We start from the raw sequence: 18657 nt of genomic DNA, 5'->3' as shown, positions 1-18657 counted from the left end.
TTTCCGCTCTCTTTTGTGTTAAAATGAGCATTACGATAATAGAGGACGTGATAAGCATGATTAATATTCAACCACCAAAAGCTGATGTGACAATTACACAGCGCAAACAGGAAATTACAGGCGACGAAGCGGTGATCAAGCCATTATATGGTTTCATCGACCTTCACGAGATTCCGCGCGATAAAGGCGGCATCATCCAATTCTTCAACCACAGCGGCGAATTGCTGTTTGTCGGCAAAGCCCGCAAACTGCGCCAGCGTGTGAAAAAACATTTTGAGGACAATGTATCGCCACTTAAGAACCACCGTGACGAAGTGCATCGCATCACTGTATCCATTGTGGAAGATCCGATGGAACGCGAAATTTATGAAACCTACCTGATCAACACGCAAAAAGCGAAATACAATGTGGATAAAGTCTTTTATCAGGAATAAAGAAATATTGAAAAACGGGCACCCACTAGGTGTCCGTTTTTTTCAGGCTGTCGAGAAACATAATCTGCTTCAATCATTTCGCTGCAGGCGGACGCGTTCCGCAGGGAGCTGCCTGAGCCTCCTCGTCGCTTTGCTCCTGCGGGGTCTCAGGACTCGCTCTGTTTCCTGCAGGAGTCGCCGCCTGCTGCTACATTTTATATCTATAGAAACTCTTGGATAATATTCTCAGAAAACCAAACTAGTTAGATGACTTCTTTATAGAAAGCGATTCTGAGATATGGAGCAAAACAGCGAAGACTCCCAAGGGAGCAGAACCGGAGTTGGCTTTCCAACTCCGGTTCGAGCGAAGTGCTGAGATCCACTCGGGCGAAGTATTACGAGCCCGAGTTAGCTCAGCGCAAGCCCCCAGGAAAGCGAAGCTGTTTTGCGTAATATCGGTTTTCATTCATTCCATAATATACGTTTCCATTGTAATTATTCAGTCAGCCGCTTTTCAAAATAATGCTGGCTGTGTCCGGCTGGATGATCTTCGAGCGTGCCGAATTCCCGGAAACCCTGTTTACTGTAGAAACCAGGCGCCTGGAAGCTGAACGTATCCACCGTCATCAGCCTGCACTTCAATTCCCGCGCGTACTGCTCCATCTTCGCCATCAATTCTGCAGCGATGCCGCTTCCCTGCTGTGCCGGGTCGACCCACAGGAAATCAATATGCATGTGCTGCCAAAAATAGGTCCCCGTAATGCCGCCAATAATTTCCCCTTCATCACCTCTCGCAATGAAACTTGTATTACCGTATGGACTTTTCAGCTGTTCCGGCAAACTGTTTCTATTGTGTTCGACCACTTTCTGCCGGATAAAATCCCGGTCTTCCTGAATTTCCTGCTGTGTTATTTTCATATCTAAAATCTCCTTTGCTGCGGTTTCTTCAAGTTCACTTCCAATCTTCTCATTTTACAGGTTTTAATTCACCACCAAAACGGGAATAACGTTAGTAATAACTAGAAATTTTGGAGGAAACTATTATGTCAGCATTCACAAAATCATCACCGTCGGCCAGGTGCAAAAGCGAATATGACTCTTTACGTCGCGTACTGTTATGCCCGCCGGAATATATGGAAATAAAAGACGTCATCAATGATGTGCAAAAAAGATACCAGGAAGAAAACATCGATACAGACAAAGCCATGCAGCAGCACAAACAATTTCTGGATGCTTTGCAGCGTGAAGGTGTAGAAACAGATTTACTGAACCCTTCCGATGCTTTTCCCGAGCAGGTTTTTACACGTGATATCGGTTTTACTGTCGGTGATACAGTTTTCATCGCTGAAATGGCTTCTGAAATCCGCCAAGGTGAAGAAGGAGTTCTTCAAAAATGGCTGAAGCAAAATAATTTCAATGCGGAAACACTTAATGGAAAGCGGGTTGAAGGCGGCGACGTCCTGATTGACCGCGATACCGTCTTCGTCGGAATCAGCAGCCGAACCAGCAAGAATGCCATTGAAGGATTAAAAAAGAAACTTCCTGACTTCAACGTAATTCCGATTGCTTTTAACGAGAAATACCTGCATCTCGATTGTGTCTTCAATATCCTTTCACCAACCGAAGCTTTGATATTTGAAGATGCACTTGATCAAGAGACGATTGATATGCTCTCTAAACGCTATACTCTATTGCCGGTTGACGCAAAAGAACAATTCGCCCTCGGCACAAATGTCCTGTCCATCGGCGGGCGCCGTGTGTTCAGCCAGCCTCAGAACACTAGAGTTAATACACTTTTGAGAGCAAATGATTTCCGCGTCATAGAAGTGGATTTTTCAGAAATCATCAAGTCCGGCGGTGCCTTCCGTTGCTGTACGCTTCCCCTTGTACGGGAAGAATGAAGAAGAAAAAAGCGCAAGCCCATAGCTTGTGCTTTTTCATGTCCTTCTTTTTATTGGCAGGTCATACATAAAATCTAATTATTCTGTTATTTTTGACAGATTTACGGTATAACAGGTAATAAGGATACATAAATAGAAAAAGGGAGGATTCTGACATGATAAACAAAAAAATTTCCATTACTTCGTTACTTATTATGCCTCTTCTTGCGTTGGCAGGCTGCGCCGGCGAAAGTCCCGACAGCAGTTCTGAAAGTGAAAGCGGATCGGAAGACCGGACACAAATCAGCTTCATCCATTGGCGCGGAGAAGACAAAGAAGTTTTTGATGATATCATCGCCCAATTCGAAAAAGAATATCCCGAAATCGGCGTCGAAATGAATATCTATCCATCTGAACAATATCAGGCAACCGGCCAGCGCATGCTGACAGACGGTTCGACAGGGGATGTTTTCACCTCTTTTCCCGGAGCGCAATTTGAAGCTATTGCAAATGCCGGTTTTTTTGAAGATCTGAGCGGAGAAGATTTCGTCGGAAATTTTGATGAGAGCTTGATCAGTGTCGGTGAAAAGGATGGCCAGCAATTGGCTTTGCCGTATCAATTGGTGTTCAATATGCCTGTCTACAACAAAGGCATGTTCGATGAGCTTGGTCTGGAAGTGCCTAAAAGCTGGACTGAATTTCAGGAAATGGCCGATACCCTGCTCGAGAACGATATTACGCCTATCGCTTTTCCAGGCGCTGATATCGGACCCAATCAATTTATGAACAGCATGATGATGAATAATGCACCTGATGAAGAAGTTTTCCAAAAGTTGCAGAATGGCGAAGAATCCCTGACAAATGAATGGTGGGTTAAAACGCTGGAAGATTTCCAGCTGCTTGAGCAAAAAGGCTATATCCAACCCGATGCGCTTGGTACCAGCCAAGATTCTGCCATGGCAATGGTAGCTAATGAAGAAGCCGCCATGCTCGCCACCGGATCTTATCATATGGCGTCGCTTCTCGATTTGAATCCTGATCTTGAACTCGATTTGATGGCACCGATTACAGTTGAAGAAAGTGAAGCGGAATATGAAGGCATCAACACCGCCACTTTCATGCTGGCAATCAACAGCAACTCCGAAAAGAAAGAAGAGGCGAAAGAGTTCATCCGGTTCCTCAGCCGACCGGAAATCGCTTCACAGTACGCCAATGAAACCGGGCAGCATTTGACTGTGAACGACGTAGAATACGAATCAGAAGTGCTGCAGAATACCGCTTATTGGATTGATGAAAGAAAAACACGGTTCCAGCCCCGGTTCCTTATCACCAATGCACAAGTTGAAGCAGCTGTTTTAAGTTCCATTGAAAACGTCCTTGGAGGCGCCGATCCGATGGAAGCGGCGGAGGAAGCACAACAAATTGTCGAAGAAAACCTGGAATAGCTGAATGAAGATTTCAAAGACGATTTATCTGTTTTTCTTACCGGGGCTGCTTCTTTACAGCATCTTTTTCCTGTACCCCACTGTCAGTGCCCTGTTCTATTCCTTTACCGATTGGGATGGGCTGAGTGACGCTTATCAATTTGTCGGAGTCGGAAATTACGAACGGGCACTGACCGGTGATTCTGTATTTCGGAAGACAGTCGGCAATAACTTGAAGTTCATGCTGATGGTCGTTGTCTTCCAGACCTTGACTGCTCTAGTTTTCGCTATGATTGTTTTGAAAAATACAAAAGCCAATTTATTTCTTCGGGCGCTTTATTTCTTCCCGACTATACTTTCTTCTGTTTCAGTCGCTTTTATCTGGGCGTTCATCTACGATCCTTCTTTAGGGATCCTGAATCAGATCCTGGAATTGCTCGGACTCGATTTTCTTCAGCAGAATTGGCTCGGAAATTCTGATATCGCCATCTACTCCTTGGCTGTCACACAAATCTGGTTCCATGCCGGCCAGATGCTGATCATTTTTGTCGCCGGTCTGCAGGCGATTCCGGAAGACCTTTATGAGGTGGCGAAAATTGAAGGGGCAAGCAAATGGCAGACGTTCCGGAAAGTCACCTGGCCGCTGCTCGCTCCTTCTGCCACCATCGTCATTGCGTATACGACCATTCAGTCCTTCAAAGCGTTTGACCTGGTGTTCGCCATGACTGGAGGCGGTCCGAATAATTCAACGGAAATTATCGCCACTTACATTTTTGATGTCGCTTTCCGAAGTTATAATTTCGGATATGCCAGCGCCATATCGGTTCTGTTCATGATTATTATTGCTTTCATCACATTCCTGCAGTTTAAAGCCTTGCGCTCTGACCGCATTTCTTATTAGAAGGAGGGGATTTTTTGTTATTCCGAAAATTTTCGTTGGCGGTTTATGCTCTGCTGATTTTGATACCACTGCTGATGGTTGCCCTTACTTCTGTTAAGACATTGCAGGAGACGTTCAGGGACCCGCTCGGATTGCCGGAAGACGGCTTCCAATGGAGCAATTACAGCGCCATCTTCCAGGAACAGACGATGGCCGGGTATTTTATGAACAGCACCATTGTCACTTTGTTCTCAGTTGTTTTGACTTTATTCTTTGCTTCGATGATCGCTTTTGGCATCAGCCGCCTGAAGAACTGGATGGGCAATATTCTCTTCGGCCTGTTTACGCTCGGCATGATGGTGCCAGCCCAGGTTAATATGGTTCCATTGTATTCACTTATGCTGGATTTGAATTTGACGAACAGCCTGCTTGGGTTGATCCTCGTCAATATCGCAGTCACCTTGCCTATCGCGGTTTTCATTCTGACAGGCTTTATGAAGACGCTGCCAAGAGAATTGTTTGAAGCTTCGACGATTGATGGAGCCGGAAATTGGCAGATGTACACGAAAGTGGCCATTCCGCTCTCTCTGCCATCCCTATCGGCCACGGCGATTTTCCTTTTCGTTATGCATTGGAATGATCTGCTCTATCCTTTGCTGTTCATCACCGATAACGCCTATAAGACACTGCCGCTTGCCTTGCTTGAATTCCAAGGCGAGTATTCGACCAATTATCCGATGCTGTTCACCGGCGTCATCATCGCATCCGCTCCAATGGTCATCGCCTATGTCTTTCTGCAGCGCTTCTTTGTCGCAGGCATGACTGCAGGCGCATTGAAGGGATGAATTTTCATCGAAATAAAAACTGATGTCCTGCCCATATTGGAGCGAGACATCAGTTTTTCGTTTATTGCCATAGAGTCGGCTTATCCACCATGAACCACAGCATCAGCAATAGCAGCATTATGTAAATCCACAGTGAGCGCTTCAATTTTTCGGCCAGAGCGGATTGATCAGCCTCCGGTTCAGCAAACTTCTTCAGCACGGGAGAAAACGCGCGTGCAAGGAAAAATACAGAAGAAAACATTACCGCGAGCGTCATCAGGATCCACGGGGAATACCATGGCCAGGGTCCCAGCCAGACCAGCAGCACACCCGTCGCAACCAGTACATGTCCAGCATGCATCACCAGCCGGGTAGCCGAGCGGAATGTAGCAACCAGGCCGGATAAGGATTTCGTATCCGATTCCCTAATTCGATTAACTAGAGGAATCAATACAAAGAACGGTCCGATTGATAATGCTGCACTTAATATATGAGCATATAAAATCACCGTATACATCTCTCTATCTGCCGCCTTTCTTAAGCTCTGGCTTCATTATAATAGAGAGCCCTTCCTTACAATAGGGTTTTGGGCAGTAAAAAGCCTGCCTTTTAGAGATAAGGCAGGACTGTTCACTTATTTGGCAAAAACGTGCTTGCCTATTTTCGTAATGGTAGTCCGGGAAAAGATCCAGCTGTCCGTCACACCGCTTGGATTATAGTAATAAGTCGCACCGTGACTCGGATCCCAGCCTTTGACCGCATCTTTCACAGCTTGATAAGCTGAGCTGTCAGGTACAAGGTAATATTGTTTATCATTGACTGCCGTAAAGGCATTGCGCTGAAATACTACACTCTCGATAGAATCGGGAAATCGCGGAGATTGGCCGCGATTCAAGATGACTGCCGCGACCGCCACTTTTCCTGCGTATTTTTCACCACGCGCTTCACCGTGGACGACGCGTGCCATAATTTCTGTTTCCGCCATTCTGCTTTGTGTCAGCGGGCCATAATAACCGGTAGCAGGAACACCGAAATCCGTTTGATAACCGATCAACGCGTTTTTTGTAATTTCACCGAAATAACCGGTCGGCGCCACGTGGAAATAACCAAGTTTCTGCAAATCCCTTTGAAGGGCTGTTACTTCCTCCCCTGCCATTCCGGTATGAAGATCCAGGAAATGAGCTTTCGTTTCTGTTTGAGAAAAACTTAAAAATGCGAATACCATTGCTGTGAATAAAAATGCTTTTACGAATTTCATTTTTTCTCTCCCTCCATTCGATTAACTATATTTTTCATTCTAACCAGTATAGATTTTAAATCAGTTTTTATGTATCCAACAGACTTCCTTGATTTGCTGGGCAGAAAAGTTCAAAAGACCGGTTTACATAAATAAATGTAATTTCAAGACTTTTCAGGGACTCCATAATGACCAGACGAAATGGCATGTTTCAGTAAAAAGGAATCAAAGGCATCAGAAGAGAATAAGGATTGTAGAGAGTTAAGAAATGTTGAAGGAGGCTCCAGCTATGTTTATCCGCCAGCCATTCGATAAGTTTCTTGAAATGGAATACGAGCGAACAACAGAAAACAGTGTAAAGGTGACTTTGCCGATCAAAGAATTATACATCGACAGCGCCGGACTTATACATGGAGGCATCATCTCCACGCTCGCCGAAGTCGCTTTATGCAATACGGTCGCTCCTGATGAACAGGGCCGGCAGCAGGCCGTGACCGTCGACTTGAATGTGACATTCCTGAAAAACAGCAAATCTTCAGTACTGACCGCCCGCGCATTTGCAGTAAAGGAAGGACGCAACCTCATTCATGCAGATTGCCTGATCTACGATGATGAAGACCATGTCATCACAAAAGCAAAAGCGGTTCTCTTCAACAAATAAGTCAGCTTATTGGGCCAATGAAAAAGACCACCCCAGGGTGGCCTTTCGTGTTTGATATGATTATTGACTGCCTGTGTTTATTCTGCAAAGAAATGGCGGCCGATCTGTGTGAGGACAGTCCTTGAAAATATCCAATCGTCAGTGACCCCTGCTGGGTTGTAATAGAATACAGCTCCCATGGTCGGGTCAACGCCATCCATCGCTTCTTTGACTGCATCATAAGCGCTCCTGTTCGGAGTCAGCAGGTATTGATCGTCAATTACAGCCGTAAAGGCATTGCGCTGAAAAATGACTTCTTCCGTACTGTCCGGAAAATCAGGCGATTCGATGCGGTTCAAGACCACAGCCGCCACGCCGACTTTGCCGATAAAGCTTTCTCCCCGGGCTTCCCCGTGGACAATCTTCGCCATCATTTCAACATTTTCCAATTTCATCTGAGTAAGTGGTCCGACAATGCCTGTCGGCGGCAGACCGTAGTCTTCCTGAAATCTCGTGACTGCATTGCTGGTGATGAAATTAAAATAACCGGTGACGTCTTCGTCATAATAGCCCATTCGAGCCAGCTGCTCCCGAATCTCTTCCCCGTTATCCACGCCAGGCCCTGAAATCCGGTGTTGAGCCGCTTGGGCTTCCGCTAAAGGCAGACATAAAAAAACAACGGCCAGGACCGCTCCACCAAATATGTTCTGATTCAAGATTTTCATAGTTCCTCTCCATTCTAAAAACTTCCATGCCCGTACATTGCGCATTCGGATAGTTTTGTCCTCTAACTAGAAATTCCCTATGAAAATAGATCTAAACATTTTATTTTTAATTCGAGGGAAATTCCCTCTTGATCAGCGGGAGGATTTTACTTCGAAATGTAATGCAATTGCGCGAACTCCCCGTATCTTTTCACCTCTTTCAATCTGTATTCCGTCATCAGGTCGGATTTCTGAAACAAAGGAATCCCTCGGCCGATCACTACGGGAGCGATGGAGATGACAAACTCATCTATCAAACCGGCATCCATGAAGCCAGCCAATAACTCCGATCCGCCAATAATCCAGATATTTTTACCCGGCGTGCTTTTAAGCATATCCGCAAATGCCGGTATGTCCATATCGATGAATTCGATATCACCGCCGGCAGACTTGTCAGGTACAGAGCGTGAATAGATATAAGATTTGAGCCCTTCATAAGGATACTCGCCTTTTTCCATATCCATCACCCAGTCGTACGTTCTTCTTCCCATTACCACCGTATCGATTGTTTCCATGAACTCCGCATACCCGGCATCGCCTTCTCCTTCCACCTTGAACAGCCAATCCAGGGAATCATCTTCTGTTGCTATGTAGCCATCAAGACTTTCAGCTATATAGCAGACAATTTTACGTTCATCAGCCATATTACACTCCTCCTGATTTAAAAACTTCGGACTAAGCCGCTTCCAGCCGCATATATTTCATGTTCTCATTTATCGCTTTCCAAATTCTCCAGCTCCCGATGTGTTTGCGGAAACCCATTCGCCTGCCATTCCGAACGGAAAGCGGAATCCAATTGCGTCAGCCCTTTTTCCGCCTCATCATATTGGGCATTTACACTTTCCTCACGGTCCACGGTAACGCTGTTGCGCATATCGTTATCTTCATAGACCCATACTTTTTTTCCGCTCTTTTTTCTGATATTCCTGAATAGGACAATGCCTCCTGCAAAAACTGTACCAGTGAAAATCATTTTATTCAGACTCGGTTTTTTCATTGTTCATCCCTCCACACTATACTTGTAAACTGTAATATACAGTTTCCCTTTCGCCCGAATATTAACCATGTCAGTTCTGTGACACAGGCTTAGACTTAGGGCTCACTGTTTGATACAGTAAGGTAAATCCAATTTACTGGAGGCATTTGCTGATGAAAAAAGTTTTGATTTTGTCCGACACGCATATCCCTGCAAGAGCAAAGCAACTTCCGAAAATCCTTTTGGACGCCTGTGAAGAGGCAGACTTGATCTTACATGCAGGGGATTGGCAAAACCTTGACGTCTTCTTTGAGCTCTCTGCTTATACAGAAACTATCGGCGTCGCGGGAAATGTCGATCCATGGGAAATAGTCGACCGCTTCGGCAAAAAGAAAATTGTTACTGTGGAGAACTTGAAAATAGGAATCGTGCACGGGGATGGCACAGGTAAAACTACCGAACAGCGCGCTGTCGAAGCTTTTGCCGAAGATGAAGTCGATTTAATTGTTTTCGGCCACTCTCATATACCGCTGATGAAAGAAATAAATGGGGTGACTCTTTTCAATCCCGGTTCCCCGACAGATAAACGCCGTCAGCCTCAATATTCCTTTGGCCTGTTAGAAGTGGGTGAAAAGTGGACAGTGCAGCATATTTTCTTTGATAAAGAATAGAAGTTAAGGCACAAAAACCGGAGCTCCTGATAAAGAGGTCCGGTTTTTTATAATGCCATAATATTTTAAATGTCATTTGAATTATTTCGGTGAATGATCGATCGACAATAATCCCTCTGCCGGATTCTCCCGCTGCGATTTAAGAAATTGTAAAAACTCCTGTGGATTCCCACGTGAAATATAAGACATTTCCATGTGTCCGCCGTCGATAAGGTGAATAATCATATTCACCGTTCCCGTCAGTTCCGCTTCTGCTTCTGCAACTTCAGTCAGAGGAATTTCCATTACATAGGAGTCTTCTCCTGTACCGCCACTTTTAAAGATTAATGATTCTTCACTTGCCGCAAGCAACCCTTTAAATCCATCCACTTTATCAGATCGGCTTGTATGAAAAATACCGAAAATCCAATGGTCAATCGAAGCGTTCGGCTTATTTTCTTTTAACTCTTTGAGCATTTTTGCCGGATGTGCCATAAAAACGCCTCCGTATATTGTAATTACCTATATTATACAATCTGTTAGACCATTTATATGTTTTATTTCTGTTACAAATGTTTCATTCTTACTATTTATGGGTTCAAGATTTTGGAATTCCGGGTATTGAAAAGAAAAATCTAATGAGGAGAGGTAGATTATGCCGATGCGCCTGGAACTGGAATTACTTGAACAAACCGATACCTCGATATTTTTCATCTGGTCAAATACCGGAGGCACCTGCCGGCTAGAACGCGATGGAAAAGTAATATATAAAGGCACAGACAATTCTTTCAAAGATGAAGGGCTGACCCCAGGTGAAATGTATATTTACTCCATCGAAAGGCTGGACCTTGATGAAAAAGTGATTGACCGAATCAAATTGCAGACGGGAACTGAAAATTATCTGGATGATTTTATCAATCGCCTTCAGCAAATCACCGTAAGTACGATTGTCTCTGATTCAAAAATCGCCATTGCCTGGGGAGCAATTGATGGCATTGCCAACTTTGATATTTACCGTGATGGTGAATTCATAACGGATACTGATAAAAATCAGTTCACTGATTTCGAAGCGGACAGCAAGAAAGCCTATACGTATTGGGTGCACGGCAAGCGGCCGCTGGAGAAATCCGAAGAAAACATGAAACACAGAAAATCATTACTGGCGACAGTTTTCGGCATGGTCAATGTGAGATCATCACAGGAGCAGGCGGCGATGGAAGAATTCTGGATCATTAAACGTGTAGCCAACAGGGAACAGTTATTGGCTGAACAGCCGACCCAAAAAGACCATATCCAGCAACCCGAATGGCAGCTGCGCTATTTAACATTCATTGGAGAAGAAATAATGCCAAACCCAAACCTCATGTCCTTAAACCGCTTTTTTAAAGGGGATGGCCGCAGCTTTGACCCCGAATCGCCTGAATACAGAACACGCGTCGACCTTAGTGTCCGGTTTACCGAAGATAGAGCTTTAGTGGATTGTTCAAAAGATGTGGGAACAACCATAGCCTATAATTGGAGAAAAAAATTCCGCAAAGCAGATGTCGCTTCTGCGGCGGGCATCGAATTGAAAGAAGTAAAAGAAGACCACCATAAAATTGCCATCGATCTGAAGCATTCCGTCGGCAACCCTTTAGTTGCCTCACCGGACATCGATTATCAGCTAACCGCAAACTTTTACCGGAACGGCGTCTATGACATCATCGGCATCCACGACCAGGCTCCCAATCATGAAGTATATCTGAAGAGCGGACGCAATGCGGAGTGGGGGCAAATCCATGAAGCCGAGGATAAAGGATTATCCTGGATGGCAGGTCCCATTGCCAGCCAATATTGGCGGATCAGTAATTTTGAATAAGAAAAGCGACTGTGCCCGTTAAGCTCTGACAGGCATAAGACAGACCAACGAAGTGGCCTCGGCCGCGCAGTTGGGCTGGCTTATGACCCGAAGAGCTGGGCCGCAGGAGTCTGGACAATAGAAAAGCGGAAACGGCCGCTCAGCTCCGACAAGCGTAAGGCGTTCTGGCGTAGCGGCATGTTTTCAGCCGCCTAGTCAGAGCGACTTACGACTCGAAAAGTTGGCCGTTGGAGTCTGGACACTGAAAAGCGACTGCGAAGAGATGAACCAAATAGAATTTGGGACATCTCTTTGCGACGAAGCAGCGAAGCGATGCAGGAGCACCGTTCCGAATTGGTTTAGCGAGTTTTCGCCACAGCAGACTCAAAAAGCGGAAACGCCCAATGGAAACCAGACACAAAAAAGCCAGGATAGAAAAGCAATCGCTTTTCCATCCTGGCTCTCTTATTTTCATTTATCCAAAAATCGTTTGCGGATATGCGGCGGCGGCAACATGCAGCTATTCAGCTTTCCAAATACTTTGTAGCGGTTATTGGCAATAACGTCATATGCGCCATCACGGATCACTGCAGGAAATGGCCGGAGGTGGTATGCCAATTTCCACAAACCTGTCAAATGATGGGAAATTAGCAGTGCTCCTTCAGATTTAACATATGCTTCCCCATTCTCTATAAGAACAAGACTGTCGACATCGTCCGGTATATTGTGTTCACGCGACAGCTTTTCACCTACTTCACTTTGCAGCGAAGCAAATTGGAAATAGCCTGCCGGGTCGTGATTGATGATGAATTGGACACTTGAATCGCAAAAATTGCAATCGCCATCAAACAGCACTATTGCATGGTCCATTGTCTTTTCCTCCTCTGCAAAACGTCTTAGGTTTATAAATAGCCTTTATGGTTTCTATCTAAACCCTACACGGCTGCCACAGTGCCTTGATGGAAAAATAACTTCCAGCCATTCGGCCGTTTTTTCCAGACAGAACTGCGGATTGTGTTTCTGCCTGTTGTCTTATTTTTAATACGGTACGTTGTCAAAACCGCTTCTTCGCCCAACTGGTGCATTTTGAAATCAGAGAGTTCCATGTGATCGGGACTTAAGGGATGATCTCCGTCATATTCTGATCTCAGAATAATCCCGCCGCTGCTGCCGAACTCGTAAAATTCATCATCCAGCACTTCCGCCAGCTTTTCTTGGGATATTCGAACATCCGGCGAAATATGCCGGCACTCCAATTCATAGATTTCACGTTCCAAATCTTTCATACAGTATCCCCCCTGTCATATTTCCCGGGAAATATTTAATTCCCATTTATAATTAAACAATACCTCTTAATACTGGAATAGGAAATACCCCGGTCACGAAAGACCGGGGTATTAATCAATCCTTATCGTCTTCATTTTCGCCATCGTAGAAATCTTTCATCTGTTCATCATCGCCAGGCTGGTCCTGCGGTCCATCTGATGATCCGAAATCTTCAACATCTTCAAAGCTATTATTGAAGTCCCGGATTCTTCCATCCTCTTTTTCAACTGGCTGGTCCGTTGAACCCTGCAGCACTTCTTCTTCAACAGGACGGCTTTCGAGATCCATTTCTTCATCTGCGTGGTCGATGCATGTCAATGCTGTCGGCAAAGCTTCCATCCGTTCAAAAGGGATTTCCTTGCCGCAGACTGCACATTTACCGTATGTTCCATCTTCCATTGCAGATAGCGCTGCTTTGATGTCTTCTATTTCTTCTTCTTTGAACTGCGTCAATGCCATCCCTCTTTCCTGGTCGAAAAGATCTGTCGCATTATCCGCTGGGTGATTATCATAATTTGAGAGTTCCGTTCTTTCAAACTCCTCTGTATGCTCTACGCGATCTTCCAAAGTCTCTAATTGGTCAGTCAATTGTTTCTTCAATTGTTTCATCTGTTGGTCAGTCATGCCGATTCCTCCTCAAAAACTACTTGTTCTGTATATTTCCTAATTGAGAGAAATCAAACCTGTCCGTTCAATCATCAAACCGGTCAAGCAGGCTCAATAAGTATTCATCAAGACGGTGGCGGATCAGCTCATCCGATAATCCGGTCATGCCGAGGCCCGTCCATCCTTCGTAGACTTTTGGCGGACCGTCCAACGTATCCGTCAACGATAAAAGATCCCAGTAAGGATCGTAGCGGAAAGTGTCACCCGCGTATTTGATATACGATTCCAGAAAATCATCTGCTGCAGACAGTCCATACAATTGCGTCAGGTTCACCCGGCAGTGGCCAACGTCCACTCCAGCAGGTCCGCGGCAGGCATTAACCCAGTCCACTACTCCAGAAATTTCTCCATTCTGCCAAAGAATATTGGCGGGATGATAGTCTCGGTGAATCAAGCAATATTCCGGCCGCGGACGGACTCCTGCAACGATATAAAAAGCCCGCATCCAGTCATCCTGGAATTTCGACCATAATGGTTTTTCCAACTTTAACGCATCGTTATAGGAAAAATACTCATATTCGAAATCCCCGGCTTTCTGCTGATGAATCTCCACCAGGCACTTAGCCATCTTATCCAGCCAGTCTGCTCTGTCTGAAGGCTGTAAAATAGTATCTCCGGCAAGTTTTGTCATCAGCACCGCAGGCATTCCACACTCTTCACCGGTTTCATCAAATGCGATAATTTCCGGCGATGGTATTGAGAGAGCCGCTGCTTGCCGGAGGCTTCCCGCTTCGTGTCTGGCCAGATCCGGTTCCATCTCCAACCAGTCTTTTTTATGGAACAATCGAAGAATCAAATTCCCTTGCCGACTTTCATCCTGAAAAGGGATATCGAATACAAGCGAAGAAGTACCTCCCTGCAACCTCTTTATCCCTTCTCTTTTCACTGGCTTTTCAATAATCGCTTCAGTCCACTCAATGCTTTCTGAAGTCGGTTCCTTATAATTTTGTATGTTCATAGGTCTCACCACTTTCTCACTTTAGGAACATGGATTATATCTCCACTTCATCTTATAACACATCATCGATGACTTCACTCTCCAGCCATCGCAGACTGTATCAGCGTTTAGGCAGAGACTGGAAGGGTATGCTTTTTATATATTATAAATCGCAAATTCACTGCTTTTTTCAGCCATTCGGCTTCATTTTATAAGGAGGATTAAAATCGATGAAAGTAAAAAAACCTATTCCAAAAACCAAAGAGTTCGACAGCACGATGCATTTGATCAATGAAGGCTTCAACTTCCTGCCAAGCCGCCGTAAAGAATTGGAGTCAGATATCTTCGAAGCGCGTTTACTTGGCAAGAAATCTCTTTGCATCGCCGGGGAAGAAGCGGCGGCAGTTTTCTATGACAATAAGTATTTCAAGCGGGAAGGTGCGGCTCCAAAACCGCTGAAGAAGACCTTGCTCGGGGAAGGCGGACTGCATGGACGCGACGGCGAAGACCACCATCACCAAAAGCGCATGTTCTTATCCATGATGACGCCTGAAAGACTGGAAGATATGAAACGGTTGGCGATAGAAGAGCTGGATAAAAAAGCAGCACAATGGGAAACGATGGACGAAGTCCTGCTGCTCGATGAAATAGAAGAAGTGCTGGCGCGTTCAGTCATGAATTGGGCAGGACTGCCTTTAAAAGAAAGCGAAGTAAAGCAACGGACGCAGGAACTTGTTGCAATGGTGGACTCTTTCGGCGGATCTCTCACCCGGTTCAAAGAAGGGGCTGAAGCACGGAAGAGCCATGAAGCATGGCTGAAAGGAATCATCCGGGACATTCGGTCACGCGTCTATTCACCGCCTTCCCATACAGCCGCGTATATTGTCGCGATGCAAAAATCCCCGGATGGCAAATTACTCGACCTTGATGTTGCAGCTGTCGATTTGAACAATGCCTACAGACCGATTATCGCAGCCGCTTATCTGATTGTTTTCGGAGCTTTGGCTATCCATGAATACCCTGAAATGAAACCGAAATTGCAAGCCGATGAAAAAAATTTCAGTAAACTGTTCGCACAGGAAGTACGCCGCTATTATCCTTTTGCTCCAGCAATGGCTGCAAAAGCGAATCGCGATTTCATCTGGCACGGTTACCATGTAAAAGAAGGCATGCTGGTCGTACTGGATCTTTTTGGAACGAACAGGCATCCGGATCATTGGGAAAACGCCGATGAATTCATACCTGAACGCTTTGAAAATTGGAAAGGCAGCCCTTTCGCTTTCGTACCGCAAGGCGGCGGCGACCATCATGCCGGCCACCGTTGTGCCGGTGAATGGATGACCGTGATGGTGATGCAGTCCTTCTTTAAATATCTGACAGAAAATATCACGTATAAAGTGCCGGAACAGGACTTAAGTTATGATATGGCGAGAATGCCGACTATGCCAAAAAGCCGGTTCATCATCAGCGAAGTCCAAAAAATCCGTCAGTCACCTGATAACATCATCAAGCACCGTCACAGCCAGACAGTCATGTAAAAAAGTGTATATTTAATCTCAGCAAATTCCATATTCAAAAAAAGCCCTTTCTCAAGGGCTTTTTTTTGCGGTTATTTAATAGAAAAACAAACACTTACCAAAGGTTATACTTTTAACTCTTGATGGCTGAAGCCAGGTTTTTCAATCTGGATTGTTGTATGTTCAATTTTGCAGTTTTTATTGACCAGCGCCACAGCTTCTTTTAAGATTTCTTGTTCCTTTGCTTGTTCTTGTATATCCAAATGGCAGGTCAGCAAATCCATACCGGAAGTGATCGTCCAAATATGGAGATCATGGACATCCTGCACCCCATCAATGCCCATAAGCATCCTTCTGACTTCTGCCACATTGACCGTAACAGGCGAGCCTTCCATTAAAATATGTATGCTGTTCTGCAATACACCCCATGCGCTCTTCAAAATCAGCAAAGCCACTAAAACCGATATAAGCGGATCCGCAATGGTCCAGTCGAACAATAGGATCAACACCCCGGCAATAATGGCACCGACTGAACCCAATGCATCTCCAATTACATGGAGATAAGCGCTTTTCATATTCAAATTGCCTTCGACATCCGCTTGTCTGCTGATCACCCAGGCGCTCAGAATGTTTGCCAACAGCCCAATGGCTGCAATTGCCAGCATCCATCCACCCATTACCTCCGGTGGGTTATAGAAACGCTCGACTGCTTCGTATATGATGAAGCCAGCCATAACAAAAAGTGTGATGCCATTGAAAAACGCCGCAAGGATCTCAAAACGGTAATAGCCGTAAGTCTTATTGGCAGAAGCGGCTCTGCCCGCAAACCAGATAGCTCCAAGGCTCAGGAGCAGTGATGCGGCATCTGACAGCATGTGTCCGCTGTCTGCAATGAGCGCAAGGCTATTTGTGAAAAGACCCCCGAAGAACTCCAGCAGCATAATGGAAACAGTAATGATCAAAGCCAATATCAACGCTTTCTTATTGCCGCTCCTCGCGGTTTCAAAATGGTCATGGTCATGCGCCACTTTTCCTCTCTCCCTTCCTCTTTATCGTCATTTTAGCAAAAAAGGTGATTGACAGCGAACTCCGGTTCTTATACGATGGTTAAGGAAATTAAATAACCCGGTGACGGGAGAGGTTCATAGCATTTCACCCTCTATAAAAAACTATGGATTTTGAAATTCAGCCAAATCCACATGCGATTTGGCTTTTTCTTTTTCCCTTTTTTATAGCCTCTCCCGAAACTGCATTCGAGGAGGCTTTTTTTTAATGGCAGGAAGAAATGAAGACACATTGGACCACTTAACATTGCTTGGCAATCAGGACACAAAATATAAATATGAATACGCTCCGGAAGTTTTGGAAGCAATCGACAATATGCATTCACGCGATTATTTCGTGAAATTCAATAATCCGGAATTTACATCCCTGTGTCCGCAGACCGGCCAGCCGGATTTCGCAACGATTTACTTGAGCTTTATTCCCGATAAGAAATTGGTGGAAAGCAAATCGCTGAAATTATATTTCTTCAGTTTCCGCAACCATGGGGATTTCCATGAAGATGTGGTCAACATCATCATGAATGACCTGATCAATCTGCTGGACCCCCGTTATATCGAAGTCTGGGGAAAATTCACTCCCCGCGGCGGATTGTCGATCGATCCATACACGAATTATGGCAAGCCTGGAACAAAATATGAAGAAATGGCATCGTACCGAATGATGAATCATGACATGAATCCTGAAACGATCACCAATCGATAAGGGGGAAAATCCATGTTACTTTATTTGAACGGCGCGTTTGTAGGCTTATTGATCCTGTCCAATATTCTGGCAGTGAAATTATTCAGCATCGGGGAGTGGATGGTGCTGCCGGCCGCGGTCATCGTCTACGTCTTCACATTCCCGATCACCGATACGATTGCGGAAGTTTATGGCAAAGAGGCTGCAAGAAAAACGGTCTTCGCCGGTTTTATCACGCAGCTTGCGGCTTTGGCATTCATCTTTTTCGCCATCCATTTGCCGGCTGCACCATTTTTCGGCGATCAGGCATCTTTTGAATCCATCTTTTCGGCCGGCTTCCGCGTCACTCTAGCCAGTCTGATTTCTTATTTCATCAGCCAAAATCTGGACGTCACGATTTTCCACAAATTAAAAGAGCGCCACGGCGAATCCAAATTATGGATCCGCAATAACGCTTCTACAATGGTGAGCCAGCTTGCCGATACGACCATTTTCATCACGATCGCATTTGCAGGGACGTTGCCTGTCGGCGCATTGATCGGTATGATTGTCACACAATACCTGTTCAAGTGGATCGTGGCAGCTGCCGATACACCGCTTGTCTATCTGCTTGTCAAATTATGCCGCCGCGAACAGGTTTCCGGCAAGGCTGTTTATAGTTAAAATGAAAGGGAGAGCCTCAACGGCTCTCCCTTTCACTGGCTGTCGAGAAATCGACACTTCTCAAATCATTTCGCTTTAGGCGGACGCGTTCCGCAGGGAGCTGCCTGACGCTTCATTCTAGTTTGGTGTAAATAGAATATACGCTGTTCTATTTCAGGACTATAGTGTTCTTAAATTACAGAAAGCAATCAGAGATATGGAGCAAAACAGCTGAGACTCCCAGGCGACCAAGTGAAGTGCTGAGATCCACTCGGGCGAAGTGGAACGAGCACGAGTT

At 45.3% G+C, this 18657-nt stretch carries 23 protein-coding genes and 1 riboswitch; of the genes, 11 read left to right on the top strand and 12 right to left on the bottom strand.

Annotated elements, in window-relative coordinates; genetic code table 11:
• Nucleotides 1-56: 56 nt before the first annotated feature.
• On the top strand, nucleotides 57-434 hold the full coding sequence (locus tag CXF70_RS09745; RefSeq protein ID WP_084243267.1) for a nucleotide excision repair endonuclease: 378 nt from the start codon (nucleotides 57-59) through the stop codon (nucleotides 432-434).
• Nucleotides 435-908: 474 nt separating this feature from the next.
• Here CXF70_RS09745 and CXF70_RS09740 read toward each other — a convergent pair whose 3' ends face one another.
• Nucleotides 909-1331, bottom strand: coding sequence for a GNAT family N-acetyltransferase (locus CXF70_RS09740; RefSeq protein WP_101802485.1), 423 nt, complete (start codon nucleotides 1329-1331; stop codon nucleotides 909-911).
• 125 nt (nucleotides 1332-1456) lie between these two features.
• On the opposite strand from CXF70_RS09740, the gene CXF70_RS09735 reads away from it, so the two are divergent.
• The 4 genes from CXF70_RS09735 (at nucleotide 1457) to CXF70_RS09720 (ending at nucleotide 5442) form a co-directional block, all read left to right on the top strand.
• Nucleotides 1457-2314 (top strand): dimethylarginine dimethylaminohydrolase family protein, encoded by an 858-nt coding sequence (locus CXF70_RS09735; protein WP_101802484.1) that lies wholly within the window; start codon nucleotides 1457-1459, stop codon nucleotides 2312-2314.
• Nucleotides 2315-2469: 155 nt separating this feature from the next.
• Nucleotides 2470-3738, top strand: coding sequence for an ABC transporter substrate-binding protein (locus CXF70_RS09730; RefSeq protein ID WP_101802483.1), 1269 nt, complete (start codon nucleotides 2470-2472; stop codon nucleotides 3736-3738).
• 4 nt (nucleotides 3739-3742) lie between these two features.
• Nucleotides 3743-4618 (top strand): carbohydrate ABC transporter permease, encoded by an 876-nt coding sequence (locus CXF70_RS09725; protein WP_084243271.1) that lies wholly within the window; start codon nucleotides 3743-3745, stop codon nucleotides 4616-4618.
• A gap of 14 nt (nucleotides 4619-4632) precedes the next feature.
• Nucleotides 4633-5442 (top strand): carbohydrate ABC transporter permease, encoded by an 810-nt coding sequence (locus CXF70_RS09720; protein WP_233208596.1) that lies wholly within the window; start codon nucleotides 4633-4635, stop codon nucleotides 5440-5442.
• 61 nt (nucleotides 5443-5503) lie between these two features.
• Here CXF70_RS09720 and CXF70_RS09715 read toward each other — a convergent pair whose 3' ends face one another.
• Both CXF70_RS09715 and CXF70_RS09710 read right to left on the bottom strand, forming a co-directional pair.
• On the bottom strand, nucleotides 5504-5938 hold the full coding sequence (locus CXF70_RS09715; RefSeq protein ID WP_101802482.1) for a DUF2269 family protein: 435 nt from the start codon (nucleotides 5936-5938) through the stop codon (nucleotides 5504-5506).
• Nucleotides 5939-6055: 117 nt separating this feature from the next.
• Nucleotides 6056-6679, bottom strand: coding sequence for a cell wall hydrolase (locus CXF70_RS09710; protein ID WP_101802481.1), 624 nt, complete (start codon nucleotides 6677-6679; stop codon nucleotides 6056-6058).
• 268 nt (nucleotides 6680-6947) lie between these two features.
• Between CXF70_RS09710 and CXF70_RS09705 the strand changes: the two genes are divergently transcribed.
• Complete coding sequence (locus CXF70_RS09705) at nucleotides 6948-7319, top strand: PaaI family thioesterase (protein WP_101802480.1); 372 nt, start codon at nucleotides 6948-6950, stop codon at nucleotides 7317-7319.
• Nucleotides 7320-7396: 77 nt separating this feature from the next.
• Here the strand turns inward: CXF70_RS09705 and CXF70_RS09700 are convergent, their stop codons facing one another.
• The 3 genes from CXF70_RS09700 to CXF70_RS09690 all read right to left on the bottom strand — a co-directional run bounded on the left by CXF70_RS09700 (nucleotide 7397) and on the right by CXF70_RS09690 (nucleotide 9059).
• Nucleotides 7397-8023 carry a cell wall hydrolase gene (locus CXF70_RS09700; RefSeq protein WP_084243275.1) on the bottom strand — a complete coding sequence of 209 codons (627 nt, stop codon included), beginning with the start codon at nucleotides 8021-8023 and terminating at the stop codon, nucleotides 7397-7399.
• Nucleotides 8024-8169: 146 nt separating this feature from the next.
• Nucleotides 8170-8706 carry a dihydrofolate reductase family protein gene (locus CXF70_RS09695; protein ID WP_101802478.1) on the bottom strand — a complete coding sequence of 179 codons (537 nt, stop codon included), beginning with the start codon at nucleotides 8704-8706 and terminating at the stop codon, nucleotides 8170-8172.
• A gap of 65 nt (nucleotides 8707-8771) precedes the next feature.
• Entirely contained in the window at nucleotides 8772-9059 is a 288-nt protein-coding gene (locus CXF70_RS09690) for a hypothetical protein (protein WP_101802477.1), read from the bottom strand.
• Nucleotides 9060-9211: 152 nt separating this feature from the next.
• Here CXF70_RS09690 and CXF70_RS09685 point away from each other — a divergent pair, with 152 nt between their 5' ends.
• Entirely contained in the window at nucleotides 9212-9709 is a 498-nt protein-coding gene (locus CXF70_RS09685; protein WP_084243278.1) for a metallophosphoesterase family protein, read from the top strand.
• A gap of 81 nt (nucleotides 9710-9790) precedes the next feature.
• Here CXF70_RS09685 and CXF70_RS09680 read toward each other — a convergent pair whose 3' ends face one another.
• Nucleotides 9791-10183, bottom strand: a complete 393-nt coding sequence (locus tag CXF70_RS09680) for a hypothetical protein (protein WP_101802476.1) — start codon at nucleotides 10181-10183, stop codon at nucleotides 9791-9793.
• Nucleotides 10184-10343: 160 nt separating this feature from the next.
• On the opposite strand from CXF70_RS09680, the gene CXF70_RS09675 reads away from it, so the two are divergent.
• Nucleotides 10344-11546, top strand: coding sequence for a DUF3238 domain-containing protein (locus tag CXF70_RS09675; protein ID WP_101802475.1), 1203 nt, complete (start codon nucleotides 10344-10346; stop codon nucleotides 11544-11546).
• A 450-nt stretch (nucleotides 11547-11996) separates the two neighbouring features.
• Here the strand turns inward: CXF70_RS09675 and CXF70_RS09670 are convergent, their stop codons facing one another.
• The 4 genes from CXF70_RS09670 to CXF70_RS09655 all read right to left on the bottom strand — a co-directional run bounded on the left by CXF70_RS09670 (nucleotide 11997) and on the right by CXF70_RS09655 (nucleotide 14475).
• On the bottom strand, nucleotides 11997-12395 hold the full coding sequence (locus CXF70_RS09670; protein WP_084243281.1) for a thiol-disulfide oxidoreductase DCC family protein: 399 nt from the start codon (nucleotides 12393-12395) through the stop codon (nucleotides 11997-11999).
• A gap of 65 nt (nucleotides 12396-12460) precedes the next feature.
• Nucleotides 12461-12811: a nuclear transport factor 2 family protein gene (locus CXF70_RS09665; RefSeq protein ID WP_101802474.1), complete on the bottom strand. Its 351-nt coding sequence runs from the start codon at nucleotides 12809-12811 to the stop codon at nucleotides 12461-12463.
• Nucleotides 12812-12926: 115 nt separating this feature from the next.
• Nucleotides 12927-13475, bottom strand: coding sequence for a TraR/DksA C4-type zinc finger protein (locus CXF70_RS09660; protein WP_101802473.1), 549 nt, complete (start codon nucleotides 13473-13475; stop codon nucleotides 12927-12929).
• A 67-nt stretch (nucleotides 13476-13542) separates the two neighbouring features.
• Nucleotides 13543-14475, bottom strand: a complete 933-nt coding sequence (locus CXF70_RS09655) for a phosphotransferase family protein (protein ID WP_101802472.1) — start codon at nucleotides 14473-14475, stop codon at nucleotides 13543-13545.
• Between the two features lie 209 nt (nucleotides 14476-14684).
• Between CXF70_RS09655 and CXF70_RS09650 the strand changes: the two genes are divergently transcribed.
• Nucleotides 14685-15992: a cytochrome P450 gene (locus tag CXF70_RS09650; RefSeq protein WP_101802471.1), complete on the top strand. Its 1308-nt coding sequence runs from the start codon at nucleotides 14685-14687 to the stop codon at nucleotides 15990-15992.
• A gap of 104 nt (nucleotides 15993-16096) precedes the next feature.
• Here CXF70_RS09650 and CXF70_RS09645 read toward each other — a convergent pair whose 3' ends face one another.
• Nucleotides 16097-16999, bottom strand: a complete 903-nt coding sequence (locus CXF70_RS09645) for a cation diffusion facilitator family transporter (protein WP_101802470.1) — start codon at nucleotides 16997-16999, stop codon at nucleotides 16097-16099.
• Nucleotides 17000-17102: 103 nt separating this feature from the next.
• A riboswitch (PreQ1 riboswitch) is annotated at nucleotides 17103-17150 on the top strand.
• 93 nt (nucleotides 17151-17243) lie between these two features.
• Here CXF70_RS09645 and queF point away from each other — a divergent pair.
• Both queF and CXF70_RS09635 read left to right on the top strand, forming a co-directional pair.
• On the top strand, nucleotides 17244-17738 hold the full coding sequence (queF, locus tag CXF70_RS09640) for a preQ(1) synthase (protein WP_101802469.1): 495 nt from the start codon (nucleotides 17244-17246) through the stop codon (nucleotides 17736-17738).
• A 12-nt stretch (nucleotides 17739-17750) separates the two neighbouring features.
• Entirely contained in the window at nucleotides 17751-18380 is a 630-nt protein-coding gene (locus CXF70_RS09635) for a queuosine precursor transporter (protein WP_101802468.1), read from the top strand.
• Nucleotides 18381-18657: the final 277 nt, after the last annotated feature.

The sequence above is a fragment of the Planomicrobium sp. MB-3u-38 genome, assembly GCF_002836425.1.
Taxonomy (GTDB): Bacteria; Bacillota; Bacilli; order Bacillales_A; family Planococcaceae; genus Planococcus; species Planococcus okeanokoites.
Note: the sequence above shows the minus strand (reverse complement) of the source record. Positions and strands in the feature narration are given on the sequence as shown.